Below are 20133 nucleotides of genomic sequence, written 5' to 3'. Positions count from 1 at the left end.
CAAAAGAAAAGAGCGGTTCAGCGAACCGCTCTCGTGGGTGTTTCATTCATTTGCTCAAAGCCATACCCTGGCGGCTCTCCAGATACACCGGCAGGGCGTTTTTCAGCGCCCCCTTGCCGGCTTCCACCCCTACCGTTCCCCATTGTGTGGAGTCGAGGCCCAGGAAGGTCTTCGTGCCATCCACGCGCATGGAGCAGGAGGCCAAGAGTGGCAGGAAAAAGGCAAGCACGAGCGGAACGGGCGGCACCTTAAAGGAGCCATTGCGCTGACCATCATCCGCGATGTCCCCGATGATGACGACGATCTCCTTGACGCCTAAAACAGCGGCAAGAATGAGACCGCCGATCTTGGCGTATTCGACTGGCAAGATCTCCAGGTAAGCCCCTAGACCGGCGATAAAGGAACAGACCGCAAAGAGAGCGGTGAGACTGCGCAATAGATTCGTTTTCATTATTTGTTAGGTTGTCGTTCGTTTTGTTTTCTTTTTGTCTTGAGTGAGATGCTTGCCCCTCACTCGGCGGAAAGGTCGGTGCCATCCAGGCCACTGGCGGCGGCTAGGCTCGCCACGCGGGCCCAGAGCGCCTCTCGATCGCGCTCGCATTCCTCCAGTTTTTCCGCCACACGGGCGAATTGGCCTTTGAACCAAGTAAACAGGCCCCCCACGCATCCAGCGAGGGCGACCACAGCGGCAGTCAATGCTTGCTCAAGTGTCATCTGAACGATCGGGGGAATCATCCCAAACATCGTCAACTGAAATTATTGCACCTCATTGTTCACTCTCAAAAAATCGAACCTAACAAATTATTTATCTTAACATTTGACAGCTTCAAAGGTGATACACCCGATCCGGTTTCGTATGACCTCGCAATTACGCACGGTCTCTGTGACCACATCCTATGCGCCTCTGCCGAATCTCGCGTGCAGTCGCGTCTCCATCCTCAACCGCACCGGCTATGACATGCAGGTGCGGATCGCCACGGAAACTCAAGCCAATCAGCAGATCACTCTGCCCCATGGCCTGAGTGTCGCGGTGCAGTCCACGAACGCCAAGTTCATCGAAATCAAATCCACCACCTACGCTTCGGGCGTTCAACTCGTCATCGATCCATGAGCACTCTGAATACTCCCGCCTTCTCGGGCGGCGCTGGTGCGGACATGCTCAGCTTTGAGCTCCTGTCATCGAACGTGAATGCCAACGAAATCAACTCGTCGAATCCGGTCACGGTCACGCTGCCTACACTTCCACGGAATTTCCGTGCCGAGAAAATGTTCCTCACTCTCTATGAATTCGATCAATGGTGGGGAACCCCGTTCGAGTTGTCGTTTCGTTTGCATGACCGCAATTTCAACGACCAGTTGAACACGACGGTTTACCTGAGCAACGGCGTGGCGGAGATCCCCGTGAACATGATGCTACCGGCTCAATATGTGAACCAAAGCACCTTTTATTTTAACAGTGCTGGTTCGGTTTATGGGGAATATGGTTACGGCCTTGTTCTCTGGGTCCGTGGTGCCTGGATCAACTGAAGCGCTTCACCGAATCGCCCAATGATCCGTTGTTATCCCTGGCCGAAACGACAGGCATCCATTAAGGAGGCCGAGAAATGGCCTCCTTCGTTCCCTGACACGCCTGATCCCCATCTTCCAGGCTTCGTCATTGAGCCATCTGCCCTACATCACGGGCAGACGGCTCCACTGGCGGTCATTACCTGTCATTTCAATTGGCAGGGGTATGAACGCCCCCGCCAGCATCTGCATCGCTTTCTGCGGCAGATGCTGGTGCAGGGCATCCCTGTGTATGGCGTGGAGGCCGTGTTGCCAGGCCAGGTGCCTCAAACGGCGGATCTACCCGGCTGGAGACAGATTCAGGTGGACCCGCAACGGCAACTGCTCTTTCAAAAAGAGGCCTTGCTCAATCTAGCGGAAAAGCTAGTGCCTAGCCAATTTTGCAAAATCGCCTGGCTGGATGCCGATCTCTGGATGACGAATGCCCATTGGGCAGAGGAAACCGTACTGAAATTGGATTCGTTCGCGGTGGTGCAACCCTTTGAGCGCGCCCTCTGGACAAATCGCGAGGGTCGAATCAACCGCATCGGCCCCAGCGTCGGCAGCCGGGGAGAAATCCTCACCGCAGGTGCCCATCCGGGCTTTGCCATGGCTGCACGGCGAGAGCTGTGGCAGGAATACAGTGGCATTTACCCCTGGATGGCGTTGGGCAGTGGAGACATGGCTTTTGCCGCTGCTGCGCTTGATCTCCCCCTGACGAAACACCACATTGGCCTCGGCTGCTCCCTCTTCTTCGAGGTCGATGCCGATCTTTACGAACCCTGGCGCCAAAAGATGGCTCAGTGGACGGGCGGTCAGATGGGATGGGTGTCTGGCGACTGTGTCCACGAATGGCATGGGGATCGCAAACATCGTGATTACGCACGACGCCATGAGCGCCTCACTGGCCTACAGACCGCTCAACACCTGCGCCTGGCCAGCAATGGCCTCGTCGAATGGACCGAAGAAGCCCCGGCGGAGTTCATCACCGCCGCCAGGAACTATTTCGTGAATCGACGCGAAGATGGGTAAGCCAGTTTTCAGTCAACAGCTTCCAGTTAGCAGTGATCAGCCGTGAATCACTATCACTGATCACTGAAAACTGATGCCTGCTCACAGCCCGCCCATTTCACCGCGTTGAAATTCATCGAAGGCGGCTTCGATCTCTTCATATGTGTTCATCACAAAGGGACCGTGACCGGCGATGGGTTCGTTGAGAGGTTCTCCAGCCATCAACAGCAAACGAGCTTCCTCTTTCGCATGGAGTGTGAGGCTCTGTCCCTGACGCTCAAAGATGGCCAAATCCCCTTCCTTAGCATCGGCGTCTCCATGGATGGTCACCATGCCTTGCAAGAGCAGAAAAGCCGTGGTGTGCCCCTCTGGCACAGGGAGCGTCACATCCTGCCCCGCTTTCAAACTCACATCCCAGAGCTGAATGGGGGAGTACGTCTTGGCTGGACCTGTCGTGGTAGAGTAATCTCCCGCGATCACTCGCAGGCTTCCCGCCTCATTCGGCAGGGTGACGGTGGGAATGTCTTTTTGAAGCAATGTTTGGTAGCGCGGTGCTGCCTTTTTATCCACAGCACGCAGATTCACCCACAGCTGCGCCATCTGAAGTCGGCCGCCTTTCTGGGTAAAGGCCGCGGAGTGAAACTCCTCATGCACGATGCCACGCCCAGCGGTCATCCACTGCACATCGCCCGGGCCGATCTTCCCGCCACCCCCGCTGGAGTCACGATGCTCCAGCTCGCCTTGATAGGCCACGGTCACGGTTTCAAAGCCCTTGTGAGGATGGGCTCCCACACCGCGCTTTTCCTTGGCTCCGCCCGGTGGGAAGTCATAAGGCGGTGCGTAGTCGAGCAGAAGAAACGGGCTGAGCTCACGCCCGAGACCATTGTAATCAAACACGGAACGCACGGGAAAGCCGTTACCGACCCAGTGCATGGCGGTGCTGTGATGAATGCGTTTGAGAGGTTTCATAGTGGTATCCTTATCCATGGGGGTTGGAGTGAAAAAAGGTCGCCGCTCGTTCAGGCCCGCAGCAGATCCTCCAGATCCAGCTCGCGGGTAAACATGGCCAGAGAACCATCGCCAGCGCGCGGCCATTCGGATTCAGGGCGATCCCAATACAGTTCCACGCCGTTATCATCGGGGTCACGCAGATACAGCGCCAGGCTCACGCCATGATCCGCTGCGCCGTCCAGCGGGATGCCCGCCGCGATGAGCCGCCGTAGGGCATCGGCCAAAGCCTCCCGCGTGGGGTAAAGAATGGCCGTGTGATAAAGACCCGTGGTTCCGGGGGGTGGAGGTTTTCCACCTCGGCTTTCCCAGGTATTCAGACCGATGTGATGGTGATAGCCACCCGCCGAGATGAAGGCAGCGCCCGGGCCATAACGCTGCGTGATCGTGAACCCGAGAACGCCGCTGTAAAAGGCCAGCGCACGCTCGAGATCCGCCACTTTCAAATGCACATGACCGATGCGCACGCCGGGGTCGATGGCGGGGGAGGTTGGGGTTTCTTTCATGCGTCAATGAGCCACCGAATGGCCCGGGTGAAAATGCACGTTTCTTGGTCTGAGCATGTCTAGAGATCAGAGAGACAGGGCAGCCCCGGCAGGAAGGGCTCCTGGTCCCCCAGGAGCCACCGATGGGACATCCCACTCACTCACTTCGTCGCCGCAGCCACGGCCGCCTGCGTCGCATTGTAGCTGGTGAACAGGCAGCGGTAGTTGGGCAGGTGGTTCGAGAACAGCGTGCCCAGGCCCTCCACATCATTGCGCCAGTCACGATGCAACTCACAGGCCAGACCAAACCAAGTCATGAGCTGACAACCCGCCGCCTGCATGCGCATCCAGGCCGCATCCCGTGTGGTCTTATTGAAGGTGCCCGAGGCATCCGTCACCACAAACACCTCAAAACCCTCCTCACGCGCCGACAGTGCCGGGAAGGCCACACACACCTCAGTGACAATCCCTGCGATGATGAGTTGTTTCTTCCCCGTGGCCTTCACCGCTTTGACAAAGTCTTCGTTATCCCAGGCATTGATATTGCCAGGTCGGGCGATGTAGGGCGCATCGGGAAACATCTCTTTGATCTCCGGCACCAGCGGACCGTTGGGACCATTTTCAAAGCTGGTCGTTAGGATCGTCGGCAGCTGGAAATACTTGGCCGCATCGGCCAGGGCCAGCACATTGTTCTTAAAGTCGTCTGGAGAGAAATCATGCACCAGATTGGTCAGGCCAGACTGATGATCCACGAGGAGGACCGCGGCGTCATTTTTATCGAGGCGATTGTAAGGATAAGAGCTCATGAGTTTAGATTCGTTAGGGTTGAAAGGGTGTCTTGGATTCAGCGGTTGATGGCGAATCTGTTCGTCCTCAGCCGCCCCAGTTATATCAAACCCACCGTCCCGATGGAAATGCCCGAACCCTGGCCTGAGCATGCGGATTTGGTATGGCTGAGTGGCCGTTCTGAATGGACATAAAACACCGATATCCACCAAGGATTGGCCTGTCTCGCGCACCTCTGGCGCGCGACCATGGAATGGATGATCTTTTCTCCGGTGGTTCCGGGGGTTGGCCCCCCGGCTAATGTCCGCCCTCCCTTCGGGAGGAATCACCTCATCACCTCACTCAGCACCTTCCCATCCACGTCTTGCATCTCCACCCCCAGTAAATGCGAGGCGGTGGGGGCGACATCGGTGTTGGAGATGAGGTCGAGAACGGTGCCGGGCTTGATGCGCGGACCAGCGATGACGAAGCTGGCGTCCATGAGCGGATGCGAGGGGGAATAACCGTGGGCCCCTTTCGGGGCGTCGGTTTTCTCGATGAGTTGATCTCCGGCGACGTTGTTGCCGAAGTAGTAACCGTCTTTGGCGGAGAGGATGAGGTCGGGCATGCGGGCATCTTCAGCCGGGGTCTGCATGCCGTATTGGGCGAAGTCTTTTTCCTCGATCACCTGCTCCACGCCTTCCATGGCCGCCAGCTTGGGGGTGATGTCTTCGATAATTTTCTTTTTGTTAGGCTGATCCAGCACGTAGATGTAAGCCACGCCCTGAGAGAAGCTCCACACCTGACGCTCCGTGGGACGAGGGCCGAAGGCTTTGATGTAACCGAGCTGTTTCAGCAGCACATTCGGCTGGATGATCTTCGTGTAGGTGATGAAACCGTGGTCTGCCGTGATGATGAAGGTGGTTTTGTCCTTCAGCCCGGCCTCCTCGACGGCCTGGACGATGTCGCGGATGTGATTGTCGCTATCCTGGATGGCGGCATAGGTCTCAGGGGTTTGACGTCCGGTCGCATGCTCAAAGGCATCCACACTGACGAGGTGCAGGGCCAGGAAGTTCGGCTTGTGTTTCTTGATCACATGCACCGCCATCTGGGTGTAGAGGTTGTCACGTGGGAACTTGCCAGCATTGCCTGCCTTGCACCACTCTTCCTGGCGATCCACCGGGATGCCCGCCGCACGGCATTCCTCCAGCAACGAAGGCGTGCCGTATTTAGTAAAGAGTTCCTGCGTGCCGACATCAGGCACGGTCCAGTCCAGCGTCTTGGCATTGCGTGAGGCGGGCCAGATGATGCCTGCAGTGCTCAGCCCGGCCTGATGCACCACATCATACACCGTGGGCACCTTGACGATCTCGTCCTTGTCAAACACCGGGTCTGGGAGATAGACGATCTCTTTTTGGGTGGCCCGATCAAAGACACTGTTGCCAATCACCCCGTGTTTCCCGGGCTGCACCCCCGTCACGAGCGTGGTATGGTTAGGCCAGGTCACCGTCGGCAGGGAGGTCTTCATCCGCTTGGCCCGCGCACCTTCAGCCGCCAGCTTGCGGATAGTCGGCATGGGCGCTTTCGGATCGTCAAAGTAGTAGTGCGCCAGACCATCCACACTGATGAGGATGACATGCTGATCCTGAGCCGGATCGGCCTTCAACAGAGGGTTCGCTGCGACAAAAGCGGCAAGAGCAAAGACAAGCAGAGAGGAACGCATAACAGGTGGGTTGGGATCAGCGTGCGGAGAATAAGGAGTCTTGAGGGGATTCCTTTCAGAGACCTCCGCACAGCGCCCATGGGAAAGGCATCTCGACAGCCATTTCCGACTCACTAAGGCCTAAGATCAAGCAACGGAGCCACTCATCAGGCATGCGGGGTCGAGTCTTTCAAACTTAACCGCTTTTGCTTTCTCAAACCCCACAGGAGAAAACTGCGCAGGACCTCACTGACGATCTCTAACGTCCCGACATACACCGCAGGAATCATGAGGATCACCCACCCATGGGTCTGCAATCCCACCAGCAGAGAAACGTAGGCCGCCCAGATGGCGCAAGAGAGGGGCAGGCCGCCCAGGACCATGAGTTTACCCGGTAACAAAGTCTGACTCAGAGACTCCACATCTCGAGCAGAGGTCCACGGCCTGAGCGAGGGATGGTCGAGCCAGAAATGCGATCTTCGGCCCCCACTCCAGTCACGTTTCACCAACGCCACGACCCAAGGCCCCACCAAGGCTCCCGCCAATGCATACAGGGCGGAGGGAAACAGTGGGGTGAGGAGATCCATGACAACGAGGATAGTATCCCATCATCACCCAAGGTCCATCGTGAAGTCAATCCGTTAGGCCGAGCTCACTCCCCCTGAGGTGGGCGACGGCTGGCGCAGGAGAAGTCATCCTCCTCACAGGGTTCGGCGGACAGGCGGCCCACGTCGGTGGGAAAAAAGATCTCTGCTGACATAGGGTTGTCAGTGGCAGGAGTGAGGATGTGGACGTTCACCTTATGAAACGACTCCACATCTCTCCTCTCCACCAAGCCTGCCTCGCCCTTCTCACGCTCGGGGTCATGCTCATGGCCAGCTGCAGTTCAGCGACTTTACCGCAGGGAAAGCTGCATCAGGTGGGTTTCGTCTGGCTGAAAAATCCGCAGGATCGCTCGCGCATCATTGAGGCGGTGCATGACTTTGGAAAACACATCCCTGAGGTGCGTAGCGCGGCGGTGGGAACACCGATGTCAGTCGGCAGTCGCCTAGCGGATACCAGCTACGATGTGGCTTTCGTTTTGACCTTCGACGATGACGCAGCTCGGCAGCGCTACGCTGCGCATCCGGTGCATGAAAAGGCCGCCCAGGAGGTCTTCCTACCGCTCTCACGCAAGCTGCTGTTTTATCATTTCACCGATCAGTGAGCAGCACACCACCTAACCAATGATTTGGATTCACCGTTAACCTACCTTTGATCATGAAAACCGAACCGTCTGCCCTCATCACCCGTTTTATCGCCGCCATGAATGCCCAAGACAGCGCCGCCTACCTGGCTTTGTTCCATCCAGAGGCCTATGTCCACGACGAAGGCCACGGGCATCAAGGGACAGAGCAAATCCGTGGCTGGATTGAAAAAGCCTGGGCGTGTTATCAGCCTCAGTTGGTTTTGCAGGAGGTGCTTTCCACCGGTGAAAACACGGCTTTTCTCGGGGAAGTCTCCGGGACCTTCCCAGGCAGCCCCATCGTGCTGAAACATGAGCTAGAAGTGAAGGATCACCTCATCACGGAATTGAAGATCGCACCTTGAAATCAGCCACGGCAGAGATTGAAAACGCGTCTGGTTTCCTTATCGGTGCCGTAACCGATCATCCACCCCTGCCCGTTTTTATGAAAGCCATCAGCTTCTACCAGCCTCTGCCCAGCAGTGATCCCCAATCTCTCGTGGACGTGACCGTGACTGCGCCCGTGCCAGGGCCGCGCGATCTGGTGGTGGAGGTGAAAGCCGTGTCGGTGAATCCCGTGGATACGAAGATCCGCTCCGGAGGCGGGCCGGTGGCTCCAGGCGCTGCCCTGAAGATCCTAGGCTGGGACGCCGCCGGGATCGTCAAAGAGGTGGGTAGCGAGGTCACACTCTTTGCCCCTGGGGATGAGGTTTATTATGCAGGGGATGTGGATCGCCCCGGTTCCTATGCGGAGTTCCAGTGTGTGGATGAGCGCATCGTCGGACAAAAGCCGCGCACGCTCAGCTTTGCCGAGGCCGCAGCCCTGCCCCTGACCACCATCACGGCCTGGGAGATGCTGTTTGATCGCATGCGCATCCTGCGTGGAGATCAGGGAGCCATCCTCATTGTCGGCGGTGCCGGTGGCGTGGGGTCTATCGCCATCCAGCTCGCCCGCCAGCTCACCGATCTCACGGTCATCGCCACCGCGTCACGGCCTGAGACGCAGGACTGGTGCCTGAAGATGGGCGCGCATCATGTCATTGACCACAGCCAGCCGCTGGCCGCGCAGGTGCTGGCGCTGGCCCCTGAGGGAGTCACGCATGTTTTAGCCCTGACCCGCACGGAGGATCACTACGATGAGATCATCCAGGCCATGGCCCCGCAGAGCGCCATCGCCCTCATCGAGAATCCCAACCGCCCCCTGGAGCTGACCAAACTCAAGCCCAAGAGCATCTCCCTGCACTGGGAGTTCATGTTCACCCGCTCGCGCTATCAGACCGCTGACATGGCTAAGCAAGGCGAGCTGCTCAACCACGTCTCTCATCTGGTGGATGCGCATCAGATCCAGACGACGCTGAAGGAAGACTACAGCCCCCTGACCGCCGAGAACCTGCGCCGCGCCCACCAGCTCGTGGAAAGCGGACGCAGCATTGGCAAGGTGGTGCTGGCCGGGTCTTGAATCGATTCACCGTCGTTCATCAGCGCGGCCTGCAGGTCGCTCGAAAGAGACGCGTGCTCATTGCCTTTAAGGCCTGGGAAACCCACGGACGACATGGATGGAGGTGCGCAGGGTAAATCGGAAATCGATGCGCCCTCATCTGGAGCCTTCCTTACAGAAACCGCCGTGCAATTCACCGATCCGCATCTCCGATTTCCGTGCAAAATGGGGAATTGGCACGGTGTTAGCGCCGTGAGTCGGAAGCTGTAATTCATTGGCTTTCAAAGGATTGATTCAAAACCTAAATCCATGGCACTCGACTTGCATAAGAGTATCTCGCCGCTTGAGACGAGCGGCCATAAACGATGAAAACCCCGCGCCATGAAAACCACCTATCTACCTCGCGAGCCATCGGCTTCTCTGCCGGGGCGGCTGGCTTGGATTTTGATTTGGGTGCTCGGTGTGCCGCTGCCTACCCTCATCATCCTTTATCTCCTTTTGGGACGCTGAACTCTGACCTGCCAGCCGCTGTTCTGTCATGAGTTCCTCCCCCCCCTTCACCGCCCCGCGCTCGGAAGTTGTTTCTGTGCGTCTACGGGAGGCCGTTACAGTGCCTTCTGTCGAGCCGGGGCGGTGACTCCTTTTTCTAACTGAGAACTCAAAAGCTCCAAGAAATGCAGATATGATCCTTGACCTAACCTGCATCGTTGTTTTATCCACTGTCTTTGGTGTAACTGCCGCTTACACGCTGACTCCTTAGGGGGGTGCGGATAAGTCCCGTTACCCACTTACGACGCCCACTTCTCACCCAGAGACGCAAGCGACCCTGGTCGCTATTTAATTACCGTGATGCGCCTTCTGGGTGAGAAAGTGCGGTGGCTTCTGCGGTGCGGGTGCACAATCCACGCCTGACTTTTTAACAGGAAGACAGGATTTGCACGATGAACAGGAGAGGGACATCCGGAACAGCCTTCTGGGTTCGGAGGGTCCTTCAGCCGGAATTCTTTGACCTCTCGAACGTCTCTTCGCGCCGCCTCAGACGGGGCTCCGAACTCTGAAGACGGATCACTGAATACAAATTGCTGAATCCCCTCCGCCTCAGTCTTTCGCCGCGGCCTTGGCCTTCGTTTTGACTGGAGCTTTCCCCTTACCTTTGCCTCTGCCGGGCTGCTTTTGCACCAGAGGCCAGAGAGGATCCTTAGCGCGAGAGGCGGCCATGATCGTTTCGGCCTTCGCCACGATGCCCGAGTTCTCCGCAGCGATGTCGTGGGACTCACTGAGATCGGTCTTCAGATCATAGAGCTCGGTCTTGGCCTGGGGGCCATTTTTGACCGCCTTCCAGTCGCCAAAACGCAGGGCCTGGAGGGAGGTGCCCTCATGGAGTTCCCAGTAAAAGCTGGAGTGCTGTGGGGCCCCGCCACCGGTCAGCAGCGGCACCATGGAGAGGCCATCACTGTTGGCACCCGCCGTGAGTTTCGCCCCGGCCAGCTCAGCCGCCGTGGGCAGGAAGTCCCAGAAGGCCCACGGGGTTTCATTCACCTGACCTGCGGGCACATGCCCTGGCCAGCGGGCGATGCCGGCCTGACGCAGCCCTCCTTCATACAGGCTGCGTTTATACCCGCGCAGTTTGCCGCCCATGGATTGATCAAACAGACGCCCCACCTCAGAATCCGGAGCAAAGGAAGCCCCGTTGTCTCCAGCAAAGATGACCAGCGTGCGCTCATCCACCTTGAGTTCCTTCAGCAAGGCCAAGAGCCGCCCCACATCACTGTCCAGGCGGGTGACCATGGCGGCGTAGTTCTTTTGCAACTCCGTCCACGGCTTGTCCTTGTAGATGCCTTGGTCGTCGATCTCGAATTTGCCATGCGGCAGCGTTACCGCGTGAAAAAGAAAGAAGGGCTTCCCGGCCTGGGCACGCACCCAGCCCAGGGTATCCTGGATGATGAGCTCCTGCGCGTAGGTCTTGCCATCCAGCTCCACGTGCTGGTCGTCCTTCCACAGGTAGGTGGGGAAATAACTGTGGGCATGGCGCTGGCAATTGTAGCCATAGAAGTGATCAAAGCCCATCTTCAGAGGGCTGCCCGTGGTATCGAACATGCCCATGCCCCACTTGCCCGTGCAGGCCGTAGCATAACCCGCCTCCTTGAGGATGTGGGCGACCGTTTTTGTGCCTTCGGGTAAAGGCATCTGCCCCTCGGGCTGGATCTCACGATTCGCGCGAATCGGGCAGTGGCCCATGTGAAAGCCGGTCATGAGGGAGCTACGCGAGGGCGCACACACGCTGGTGCCGGAGTAGAGCTGCGGATACATCGTGCCCTCGGCCGCCATGCGATCCAGATTCGGCGTCTGAATCAGCTTCTGCCCATAACAGCCCAGATCTCCCTGAGCCAGGTCATCGCAGAGAATGAAGATGATGTTAGGCCGATCCTCCGCAGCTACGGACAGGACCGCTGACAAACACCAGGACAAGGACACAAGACAGGCTGTAAACTTCCACTTCATGCCTTTGAGAACGCCGGTGAAGTGCGGATCTGGCAGGGATTGCCGGATAAGTGGGGGATGGGATAGGTGGATGAATGCATGTATTCATCACGATGATGGCATGCCCGTGGTCCATACACTTCGTGCGCGAGATACCGTGCGCAGGCCGAAACGAGGAAACAAGGTCTTCAATCCGTCAGTGCGGTTGCTGGATCATGATTCAGAGGGCAGCTCCTTTGCAAGGTCAGCAGCCACGAGGGACGTCGACGCACGGCCAAGTCTGGCTTTCCGCACACAGAGTGTGCGGGCCACTTCGAAGGATGGGCTCAAAGCCCCATCCATTCATCCACCTATCCATCATCCATTCATCCGCCCCGCTTTACCCAAGGCTCGGTGGTTGCAGGTCTAGGGCCGCGCGCTGAGTGCCATCCATGTAAAAGGGCACGGACTCATGGGCATGCACGATGCGCCATTGACCACCGATCTTGCGGAAGCACAGCGTCTCACGGAACCACACGTCCGCCTGCTGACCATCGGTCTTCGTGCCGCAGAGGTGGTTGAAACTGTGGCTGTAGGCTAAGTCACCGCTGGCGGTAATGGTGAGGCCACGGACTTCATAACCGAGCTCACCGTCAAAGGTACGGAACCAGTTTTCCAGGTTATCCTTGAGCGGTGAATCGGTTTCCAAGGGCGGGCCCATGAAAAAACGCACCGACTGAGGCGCAAAGTGAGAGAGGGCGTTATTCACGTCCTTATGACGGATGGCATCCGCCCATGCATCGATCTCCGCATGGATGGCCGCCACATCAGGTGGGGATTCGAGGGTTGTAGTCATGCCACTGATTCGCAGGCCATCGGTCGCGCGGTTGGATGATGCTTTCATCGTTTTCGAAGTTATTCACCTTCTTAGTATCCGCCTCACTCACAACCGCTTACATCCTTTCTTCACGCTCGCCTCTGAGCAGCCTGTGGATTCCGCCAGAGCGTTACACCTATGCTGGCGACGATAATGTCGCAGAGCAGGGAGAGACGAGAGCGGGGTGGTGATGCTACCGGGCCGCCCCCCCAATGAAGAGCAAGTCCTTCCGTCTTGGTTTCGCCCTATCAACCCTGTTCATCACCCTAGCTGCCGTTCCTCTCCAGGCGCAGTCGGTCTGGAATGTGACCAACGGTAACTGGAACACGGCCGCGAGTTGGCTGCCCGCCTCCGTGCCGGTCAGCAGCAATACCTTGCAGGTGCGCTTCAATGCCACCAGCGGCTCTTACACCAGCACCAATAACATTGGGGCCATGACGCTGAATCGCCTAACCGTTAATAATACCGGCACAAACACCATCACTCTAGCGGGCACACTGGCCAATGCCTTCACCTTTGCCGGCACCGATCCCACCCTGGACATCACTGGCACGATGCGTTTTACCGGCTTCATGGCAGGCTCCGCCACGATCACGAAGATCGGCAGCGGCACCTTCATCCATGACAGTGACAACGCGGGTTTCACCGGCACCATCATCATCAATGAGGGTCGGTTTTCCAACTGGGGCGGCACCTCCAGCACCGCACTGACCAACAACTTCAACCCCGTCTCCATCGTCGTGAACAACGGCGGAGTGTATCAATTTGGCAATGCCGGCGCAGGGGATCCCAACCTGCCTAACACCACCTACATCACCCTCAATGAAGGCGGGCAGGTGAGCTGGCAGGAATCCCAAACGCTGGGGGGCATTCATCTGCTGGGCGGTAATCTGGATCTCAATGCGGGTAACATCACCCCCAGCGGTGCCACCGCTCTGAACTGGACGCACGGCACCCTGACCGGCAATGCCAACTCTGGAGCCGCCTATGCCGTCAGTGGCACCTCCGCCATCAACAAGACCACGACAGGCACTGTCACGCTCTCTGGGGCCACCAGCATCACCACCTCTGGCGGCATCAATCTCATGGAGGGCCGCATCATCATGAATCATGCGGTGAACCTGGGTAGCTCTCCCCTCACCTTTGGCAGCACCGGCACCACCGGCACGCTGGAGTATCGCGGAGCCACCGCCAGCCGCGGGGGCAACCTCGTCCGCGCCGCCGATGGCACCGGGGTCATCGAGGTGACACAGGACACCACTATCCTCACCCTCTCTGGAGCGAACTCCGGCGCGGGGCTGCTGCAGAAAACTGGCGCAGGCACCCTGCATCTGACCGGCACACTCGGGGCCACGGGCGATACGCAAGTGTCTGCGGGCACCTTGCGCGTGAATCCTGTCAGTTCCACCGGCGGCTTCATCGTGGATACCGGGGCGATCCTGGCTGTAAACCTGGGCAGTGCCACCACCACCTTCGATGTGCCCACGCTGATCTTGGAAGATAATGCCACCCTCAGCCTGGAACTGAACCGCACCACCTTGCCTAACCAGACCTTGGTCAACGTGCGGAGTCTCTTCCTCATGGATAACAGCTTCACCCTGAATGTGACCAATGCGCAAAACTTTGCCACTGGCACCTACACGCTGCTGGATTACACCGGCTTTGGCATTGGCAGTGGCATTGATCTCAAGCTCTCAGGCCGCACTCTGGGCAATCTGATTTACGATGAACTGGGCACCCGCATCCAACTGGAGATCACCGGCACCGACAGCCTGAAGTGGACTGGAGCCACCGATGGCGTGTGGGATGTGGGCACAGCAGCCAATGTAGGCGGCACGCAGAACTGGCAGCTCATGACCGGCGGCACGGCCACCAACTTCATCCAGACCGACAATATCCGCTTTGACGATACCGCCACGCGCTATGCGGTGCAGCTCAACAGCAGCGTGGCTCCCACGGCCCTGACCGTCACCGGAGCTACGGATTACACCTTCAGCGGCACGGGAAAAATCACCGGCACCACCAGCCTAGCCAAGACCGGCACCGGCATCCTGACTCTGGCCACGGATAACGACTACATGGGTGGCACCAGCATCAATGGCGGTGGCATCATCCTGGGCAATGGCGGCACGACGGGCAGTGTCGTCGGCTCCGTCGCCCTCACCAGCAGCATCTTCGGATTCAATCGCTCCGAGGACTTCACCTTTGAAAACACTCTCACCCTCTCCGGCACCAACACCCTGCGCCAAAACGGCACCGGCACCGCCACGGTGAATTCCGCGCTCTCCTTCGGCTCCGCCACGCTGAACTTCGATGGCACCGGCACCTGGGATCAAGTGGGCCGGATCACCGGCACTGGCATCATCAATAAAAACGGCAGCGGTCAGCTCAATCTCCTCGGCCTTTCCAGTTTCACGGGCACCCTGAACATCAATGGCGGTGTCGTGCAGCTCACCGACCGTGGTGCCAGTGGTGACCTCAATGCCGCCTCCATCGTGGTCAATAATGGCACCACCTTCATCTTCGGTCCCGATGGCAATCCGGACCTGCCTAGCAACACCATGATCACCATCAACACGGGCGGTTTGTATGAAATTCGCACTGGTGAATCCTACGGCGGCATCGTCCTCAATGGTGGTGAATACCGTGCGATCACGAGTAGCAACACCGGGGTCAATACCGGCGCCGAGGCAGGCACTGCAGGACGAGTCGTGTATGACTTCCGCTCAGGCCGCGCGACCACGGCCATTACGGGCACGGGCAATGGCGGTATCTTGAATCAATCCGGTGGCGGTGTGTTGGCGAAGACCACCTCCGGCACCGTCACGCTGGAAGCCGGTGTGACCATGGCATCGTCTCTGGATGTGCAGATCAAGGAAGGCACGCTGGCCATGGTCTCCAGCGCGGTTCCCGCCACCGGCACGGCCGTGGTCAGCGGTGGAGCTAATGCGGCCTTCACCTTTGGCGGCACGGGCACTCAGGGCACGCTGCGCATCGATGGTGCAGGCACCCCCACCACCTCCCGCAGCATTGTTCTCACTGGCAATGGTGGTGTGGTGAATGTGGTGGAGACCGATACGGCCCTCACCTTCACCGGAGCCATCTCCGGCAATGGCCCGCTGGTGAAGACCGGCCTCGGTGCGCTGAATCTGCAAGGAGCTCTGAATAGCACCGCCCTTACCACCGCCAGCGCAGGTACGCTACGCTTGAAGCCCGGCACGGCAGCAGGCGGCTTTGCCGCAGAAACTGGAGCCGTCTTGGCCATCAGTAACACGGCCACTCCCGCCACCATGATCCTGCCGAGCTTAACGCTGGCGGATGCCTCCACGCTTCAGTTTGAACTCGCTTCTTCCACCACTCCCGGCGTGGCGCTGATGCAGGTGACCGGCAGCAACGGCTTTAGCTTCAGCGGCAGCCCCGTGTTCCGCCTAACCAACAGTCAAGCCTTTAGCAACGGCCTCTTTACCCTTCTAGACTACTCCGGCACCGCCATCAGTTCCGGCCTGACGCTACGTTTCGAGGGCCGCACCAGTGGCAACCTCGTCTATGACACCGCTAACACCCAGATCCAGGTGAACATCACCGGCACAGACAGCGTGAAGTGGACCGGCAGCGTCAACAGCGTGTGGGATACCGGCACGGACCCGAGCGTGGGAGGCACCTTCAACTGGCAGCTTATCAACGCAGGCACCGCCACCAACTTCATCACGAAGGACATCGTCCGCTTCGATGACACGGCCACCAACCGCAGCGTGCAGATCCCCGGCACCGTCAGTCCGCTCTCCGTCACCGTGGATGCCAGCAACGACTACACCTTCACCGGCGCAGGCAAGATCAGCGGCACCGCTGTGCTCAGCAAAACCGGCACCGGCACCCTCATCCTCGCCACAGCCAATGATTACACCGGTGGCACCACCGTCAGCGGCGGCACGCTTCAGCTCGGTAACGGCGGCACAGGGGGCAGTGTTACCGGGGCCATCAGCCTGACCGATAGCACACTGGCGTTTAACCGCAGTGATACCTTCACCTTCAACAATGCCCTCACCCTCAACGGCACCAACACGATCAAGCAGATCGGCTCGGGAGCCACGATGAACTTCAACTCCGTGCTGACCCTGGGCACGAATACACTGAATCTCGACATCGACGGCGTCTTCAACATGAGCGCAGGTCTGGACGGCACGGGCATCATCAATAAAAACGGCTCCGGTCATCTTTATTTGTTAGGCAATCACAACTTCGCCGGCACCCTCAACATCAATGGCGGGATCGTTCAATTGACCGACCGCGGTGCCGCAGGTGACTTCGATGCCGTCTCCATCGTGGTGAATAACACCGGCACCTTCATTTTTGGCCCGGACAACAACCCCGACCTCCCCTCGACAACTTTCATCACCATCAATGCCGGAGGTCGTTTCGAAATCCACACTGGGGAATCCTACGGCGGCTTCACCCTCAATGGCGGCGTTTACCATGCCACCGCCGGGAGCACGGGGGCCGCCGTCAACGTGGGGGATGTGATCTTCGACCTGCGCTCAGGGGAAATGACCACCACCTCTGCGGGAGCCATCGGCCAAGGCGGTGGCGGTTGGGTGGCTAAGACCACCTCGGGCACCGTGACTATCCAATCGGGCATCACCTTCACCAGTGCGACCCCGATCCGCTTCCAGGAGGGCACGCTGGCCATGCCAGTCTCTTCCCTGCCGACCGCAGGCAGCGCCATTGTCACGGGCGGGGCGATCGCCGGCTTTGACTTTGGCTCAGCCACCACCCAAGGCACCTTGCAGATCCAGGGCGCTGGCAGCACCTCTAGTTCCCGCCCCATCACTCTGGCCGCAGGTGGCGGTCGTGTCGATATCGTTGAAGCTGGCACCACCCTCACCTTCACTGGAGCCATCTCAGGCAATGGCCCGCTGGTGAAAGCTGGAGCCGGTGAACTGAACCTGAACGGGGCTCTGAACGCCACGGGCCTCACCACGGCTGAGGCCGGGGTGCTACGCGTCTTGCCCGGCACAGCGGCCGGTGGATTTGCCACCCAGAGCGGTGCCACCCTAGCCGTCGTCAACCCAGGCAGCAGCAGCTTCACCACGCCTTCCCTCAGCCTCGCCGGGGGTTCCACGATCCGGTTTGAGCTGAATAGCAACACGCTGCCCACCACGCCGTTCATCAACATCACCGACAGCAACGGCCTAACATGGAATGGCGCGGGCCAAGTGGTGCTGCGACTGAACAATACGCAACCCTTCAGCACGGGGCTCTACACGTTGCTCGACTACGCAGGCACGGGCATCACCTCCGGCTTTGCCCTGGAGATCGAAGGTCGCAGCACCGGCACCCTCGTGTATGACACCACCGGAACCACCGTCAGCGCCGACGTCACCCAGGGTGAAATCGTCGTCTGGAAGGGCACCCAAAACAGCACTTGGGATGCGGGTAGCGCCGTGAATGTCGGTGGCACAATGAATTGGCAGACCCTGGACACTAGTGCCACCACCAACTTCATCCAAGCCGATCGAGTTCTCTTCGATGACACGCCCAACAGCATTGTCGTGAATCTCGTCGGCGAACTCCGCCCCACCGACGTCGTGGTCGAAGCCACCAGCAATTACTACTTCAATGGCACGGGTAGCATCACGGGCAGTGGACGTTTTGAAAAAGCCAGCTCCGGCACGCTTCAACTCACCGGAGATCACACCTACACCGGTGGCACCACCATCAGCGGCGGCGTGATGCAGCTCGGTAACGGCGGCACCACCGGCAGCATCACCGGAAACATTGCCCTGAGCGGCGGTGGATTGGTGATCCATCGCTCGGATACTTACTCCCTGGCCGGAAACATCGACATCTCGGCCAACTCCACCCCAGCCATTGATGCCCCTGGAGCCCTGCGTATCATCGGCAGCGGTGATGTGAATCAAACCGGCATCATCAGCGGCGCCGCCACCCGCGCCATTCAGATGGATGGCACCGGCACGCTCTACCTGAAGAGTGGTAATACCTACACCGGCCTAACCATCATCAACAGCGGCACAGTTTCCGTCAACGGCACCACCGGCCTGGGAGCTCTCTCTGCGGATGTCTATATCAATGGCGGAACGCTTCAACTCACCGCCAGCAACTTTGGCGCTGTGAACAACACCACCGGTCGCATCGTCACCGTCGGCCCGAATGGTGCCACCTTTGACTTCCAGTCTAACCAGAACTTTAGCGGCAATGGCTTCACCGGCACGGGCAATGTGGTGAAGACCGGCAATGGCCGCTGGGGTGTGGGCTCCAACGCCAGCACCTTCACCGGTGAACTCCTCATTTCTCAAGGCTCCCTGCTCATGACCTCCGCTCAGCTCAATGGGGCCAAAAAGCTCACCGTCGCCGATGGAGCGCAGTTCATCATCGATGACGACACCGCAGGCACCTGGTCTCTGGCGGGTGGCAAATTTTACCTCAATGGGGATGGCGGTGGCGAAGGAGCCCTGCGCCAATTCACCAGCAGCACCACCACCGCCAATAACACCTTCACGACCACCTTTGATCGCGAGTTCGTGCTCGGCAGCGCACGCACGCTCATCAGCACGGAAAGCGTCAATGGCACCATCCATGTCACCGACATCATCTCGGGTGTCGGCGGCCTGGCCAAACAAGGCATCGGCACCCTACGCCTCGCCGGAGCCGGCAGCACCTACACCGGCGGCACCGTGGTGGAAAGCGGCACGCTCTGGATTTCCAACACCGCTGGCAGTGGCACCGGCAGCGGCACGGTCCTCGTCAAGAGCGGCGCCAGCCTCATCGGCACCGGTGACATCTCAGGCGACACCACCATCCAGAGTGGTGGATGCATCCAGGGGGGCACTGCGGCCAACCGAGGTAACTTCGACTTCCTCTCCGGCCTCACCCTCGAGTCCGGCAGCTTGGCCGATTTCCGCCTGCTGGGAAACAATGCCACGGACCGCCTCACCGCCGGCACCCTCACCCTTGAAACCGGCAGCATCCTGCGTCTCTACCTCGGTTACACCCCGGAAGCTGGGGACACCTTTAACATCCTGGACTGGACGAGCCTCGGCTCAGGCAATGACAGCAACTGGGTGGATAACATCGACTTCACCAACGCTCTCCTACCGGATACTCTCGGCTGGGATACCAGCCTCTTCAACAGCCAGGGCGTCCTCAGCGTCGTCCTCCTCGTCCCTGAGCCCTCCCGTGTGCTCTTCCTGCTCATCGGCTGTCTCGGCCTGATCTTCCGCCGGAGAAGATAGCCGTCGTCAGCCTTCAGAGTGCGGAGCCATGCCTTGATGCGGTATGGAGGTGAGCCACGATCCTTCAAAGATTCCGGCTGAAGCCGGGGCTCCGAGCGATGAAAAGGTTCGTTGGATGAGTGGATCGATGGATGAATGCGCAAGCGGCTCAAAGTGGCTCGCCCACTCCGTGTGCGAAAAGCCCGGCTCGGCAGCTCGTGCCCTGCACCTGGTCGGCCCCCGATCTCTCCAAAGGCAGGGCGGCGGGATGATCTGACATGATCTTTTCGTTAGGCGAGGTCAGATCAGGCGAGAAAAGCAAAGGCACCTCACGTGGACTTCCACACGGTATCCCGCCCACGGAGTGTGCGGACCCCATGAAGTCACC

17 protein-coding genes are annotated in these 20133 nt (G+C 59.0%); 8 read left to right on the top strand and 9 right to left on the bottom strand.

The genetic code is table 11. The features are described 5' to 3' along the window. Positions 1–46: 46 nt before the first annotated feature. Together B5D61_RS11340 and B5D61_RS11335 are read right to left on the bottom strand one after the other, a co-directional pair. On the bottom strand, positions 47–451 hold the full coding sequence (locus B5D61_RS11340; RefSeq protein ID WP_078813505.1) for a hypothetical protein: 405 nt from the start codon (positions 449–451) through the stop codon (positions 47–49). A gap of 59 nt (positions 452–510) precedes the next feature. Continuing rightward, complete coding sequence (locus B5D61_RS11335) at positions 511–735, bottom strand: hypothetical protein (protein WP_139373209.1); 225 nt, start codon at positions 733–735, stop codon at positions 511–513. Between the two features lie 121 nt (positions 736–856). Between B5D61_RS11335 and B5D61_RS11330 the strand changes: the two genes are divergently transcribed. Genes B5D61_RS11330 through B5D61_RS11320 form a run of 3 tightly spaced genes read left to right on the top strand, consistent with a single transcriptional unit; the run spans position 857 to position 2577 of the window. Continuing rightward, complete coding sequence (locus B5D61_RS11330) at positions 857–1111, top strand: hypothetical protein (protein ID WP_078813503.1); 255 nt, start codon at positions 857–859, stop codon at positions 1109–1111. Then, a complete protein-coding gene (locus tag B5D61_RS11325) occupies positions 1108–1527 on the top strand; it encodes a hypothetical protein (RefSeq protein ID WP_078813502.1) in 420 nt (139 codons plus the stop codon). The genes B5D61_RS11330 and B5D61_RS11325 overlap by 4 nt, the downstream gene beginning before the upstream one ends. 21 nt (positions 1528–1548) lie before the next feature. Then, entirely contained in the window at positions 1549–2577 is a 1029-nt protein-coding gene (locus tag B5D61_RS11320; RefSeq protein WP_078813501.1) for a hypothetical protein, read from the top strand. Positions 2578–2658: 81 nt separating this feature from the next. Here the strand turns inward: B5D61_RS11320 and B5D61_RS11315 are convergent, their stop codons facing one another. From B5D61_RS11315 to B5D61_RS11295, 5 genes are all read right to left on the bottom strand, one after another. Continuing rightward, positions 2659–3525 carry a pirin family protein gene (locus B5D61_RS11315; protein WP_078813549.1) on the bottom strand — a complete coding sequence of 289 codons (867 nt, stop codon included), beginning with the start codon at positions 3523–3525 and terminating at the stop codon, positions 2659–2661. Between the two features lie 50 nt (positions 3526–3575). Beyond that, positions 3576–4070, bottom strand: coding sequence for a VOC family protein (locus B5D61_RS11310; protein WP_078813500.1), 495 nt, complete (start codon positions 4068–4070; stop codon positions 3576–3578). Positions 4071–4210: 140 nt separating this feature from the next. Next, positions 4211–4855 (bottom strand): isochorismate family cysteine hydrolase YcaC, encoded by a 645-nt coding sequence (gene ycaC / locus B5D61_RS11305; protein WP_078813499.1) that lies wholly within the window; start codon positions 4853–4855, stop codon positions 4211–4213. A gap of 305 nt (positions 4856–5160) precedes the next feature. Then, positions 5161–6537 (bottom strand): alkaline phosphatase family protein, encoded by a 1377-nt coding sequence (locus B5D61_RS11300; RefSeq protein ID WP_078813498.1) that lies wholly within the window; start codon positions 6535–6537, stop codon positions 5161–5163. A gap of 146 nt (positions 6538–6683) precedes the next feature. Then, the gene (locus B5D61_RS11295) at positions 6684–7103 is read right to left on the bottom strand and encodes a hypothetical protein (protein WP_078813497.1); all 420 of its coding nucleotides are present in this window, start codon (positions 7101–7103) and stop codon (positions 6684–6686) included. A gap of 215 nt (positions 7104–7318) precedes the next feature. On the opposite strand from B5D61_RS11295, the gene B5D61_RS11290 reads away from it, so the two are divergent. The 4 genes from B5D61_RS11290 (at position 7319) to B5D61_RS26990 (ending at position 9689) form a co-directional block, all read left to right on the top strand. Then, the gene (locus tag B5D61_RS11290; protein WP_078813496.1) at positions 7319–7723 is read left to right on the top strand and encodes a Dabb family protein; all 405 of its coding nucleotides are present in this window, start codon (positions 7319–7321) and stop codon (positions 7721–7723) included. A 53-nt stretch (positions 7724–7776) separates the two neighbouring features. Further along, complete coding sequence (locus tag B5D61_RS11285; protein ID WP_078813495.1) at positions 7777–8106, top strand: nuclear transport factor 2 family protein; 330 nt, start codon at positions 7777–7779, stop codon at positions 8104–8106. Positions 8107–8186: 80 nt separating this feature from the next. Continuing rightward, positions 8187–9200: a zinc-binding alcohol dehydrogenase family protein gene (locus B5D61_RS11280; RefSeq protein WP_078813548.1), complete on the top strand. Its 1014-nt coding sequence runs from the start codon at positions 8187–8189 to the stop codon at positions 9198–9200. Between the two features lie 360 nt (positions 9201–9560). Next, entirely contained in the window at positions 9561–9689 is a 129-nt protein-coding gene (locus B5D61_RS26990) for a hypothetical protein (protein ID WP_281251773.1), read from the top strand. 588 nt (positions 9690–10277) lie between these two features. Here B5D61_RS26990 and B5D61_RS11275 read toward each other — a convergent pair. Both B5D61_RS11275 and B5D61_RS11270 read right to left on the bottom strand, forming a co-directional pair. Then, on the bottom strand, positions 10278–11681 hold the full coding sequence (locus tag B5D61_RS11275) for an arylsulfatase (protein ID WP_078813494.1): 1404 nt from the start codon (positions 11679–11681) through the stop codon (positions 10278–10280). 358 nt (positions 11682–12039) lie between these two features. Beyond that, complete coding sequence (locus tag B5D61_RS11270; RefSeq protein WP_078813493.1) at positions 12040–12543, bottom strand: YybH family protein; 504 nt, start codon at positions 12541–12543, stop codon at positions 12040–12042. A 185-nt stretch (positions 12544–12728) separates the two neighbouring features. Here B5D61_RS11270 and B5D61_RS11265 point away from each other — a divergent pair, with 185 nt between their 5' ends. Beyond that, complete coding sequence (locus B5D61_RS11265) at positions 12729–19766, top strand: autotransporter-associated beta strand repeat-containing protein (protein WP_078813492.1); 7038 nt, start codon at positions 12729–12731, stop codon at positions 19764–19766. Positions 19767–20133: the final 367 nt, after the last annotated feature.

Origin of the sequence: Prosthecobacter debontii (assembly GCF_900167535.1) — a bacterium.
GTDB lineage: Bacteria > Verrucomicrobiota > Verrucomicrobiia > Verrucomicrobiales > Verrucomicrobiaceae > Prosthecobacter > Prosthecobacter debontii.
Note: the sequence above shows the minus strand (reverse complement) of the source record. Positions and strands in the feature narration are given on the sequence as shown.

Bases quoted from the DNA above. Each gene is read 5' to 3' on its own strand.
- B5D61_RS11340 (WP_078813505.1), bottom strand. From the start codon at position 451: ATGAAAACGAATCTATTGCGCAGTCTCACCGCTCTCTTTGCGGTCTGT.
- B5D61_RS11335 (WP_139373209.1), bottom strand. From the start codon at position 735: ATGATTCCCCCGATCGTTCAGATGACACTTGAGCAAGCATTGACTGCC.
- B5D61_RS11330 (WP_078813503.1), top strand. From the start codon at position 857: ATGACCTCGCAATTACGCACGGTCTCTGTGACCACATCCTATGCGCCT.
- B5D61_RS11325 (WP_078813502.1), top strand. From the start codon at position 1,108: ATGAGCACTCTGAATACTCCCGCCTTCTCGGGCGGCGCTGGTGCGGAC.
- B5D61_RS11320 (WP_078813501.1), top strand. From the start codon at position 1,549: ATGATCCGTTGTTATCCCTGGCCGAAACGACAGGCATCCATTAAGGAG.
- B5D61_RS11315 (WP_078813549.1), bottom strand. From the start codon at position 3,525: ATGAAACCTCTCAAACGCATTCATCACAGCACCGCCATGCACTGGGTC.
- B5D61_RS11310 (WP_078813500.1), bottom strand. From the start codon at position 4,070: ATGAAAGAAACCCCAACCTCCCCCGCCATCGACCCCGGCGTGCGCATC.
- ycaC (WP_078813499.1), bottom strand. From the start codon at position 4,855: ATGAGCTCTTATCCTTACAATCGCCTCGATAAAAATGACGCCGCGGTC.
- B5D61_RS11300 (WP_078813498.1), bottom strand. From the start codon at position 6,537: ATGCGTTCCTCTCTGCTTGTCTTTGCTCTTGCCGCTTTTGTCGCAGCG.
- B5D61_RS11295 (WP_078813497.1), bottom strand. From the start codon at position 7,103: ATGGATCTCCTCACCCCACTGTTTCCCTCCGCCCTGTATGCATTGGCG.
- B5D61_RS11290 (WP_078813496.1), top strand. From the start codon at position 7,319: ATGAAACGACTCCACATCTCTCCTCTCCACCAAGCCTGCCTCGCCCTT.
- B5D61_RS11285 (WP_078813495.1), top strand. From the start codon at position 7,777: ATGAAAACCGAACCGTCTGCCCTCATCACCCGTTTTATCGCCGCCATG.
- B5D61_RS11280 (WP_078813548.1), top strand. From the start codon at position 8,187: ATGAAAGCCATCAGCTTCTACCAGCCTCTGCCCAGCAGTGATCCCCAA.
- B5D61_RS26990 (WP_281251773.1), top strand. From the start codon at position 9,561: ATGAAAACCACCTATCTACCTCGCGAGCCATCGGCTTCTCTGCCGGGG.
- B5D61_RS11275 (WP_078813494.1), bottom strand. From the start codon at position 11,681: ATGAAGTGGAAGTTTACAGCCTGTCTTGTGTCCTTGTCCTGGTGTTTG.
- B5D61_RS11270 (WP_078813493.1), bottom strand. From the start codon at position 12,543: ATGAAAGCATCATCCAACCGCGCGACCGATGGCCTGCGAATCAGTGGC.
- B5D61_RS11265 (WP_078813492.1), top strand. From the start codon at position 12,729: ATGAAGAGCAAGTCCTTCCGTCTTGGTTTCGCCCTATCAACCCTGTTC.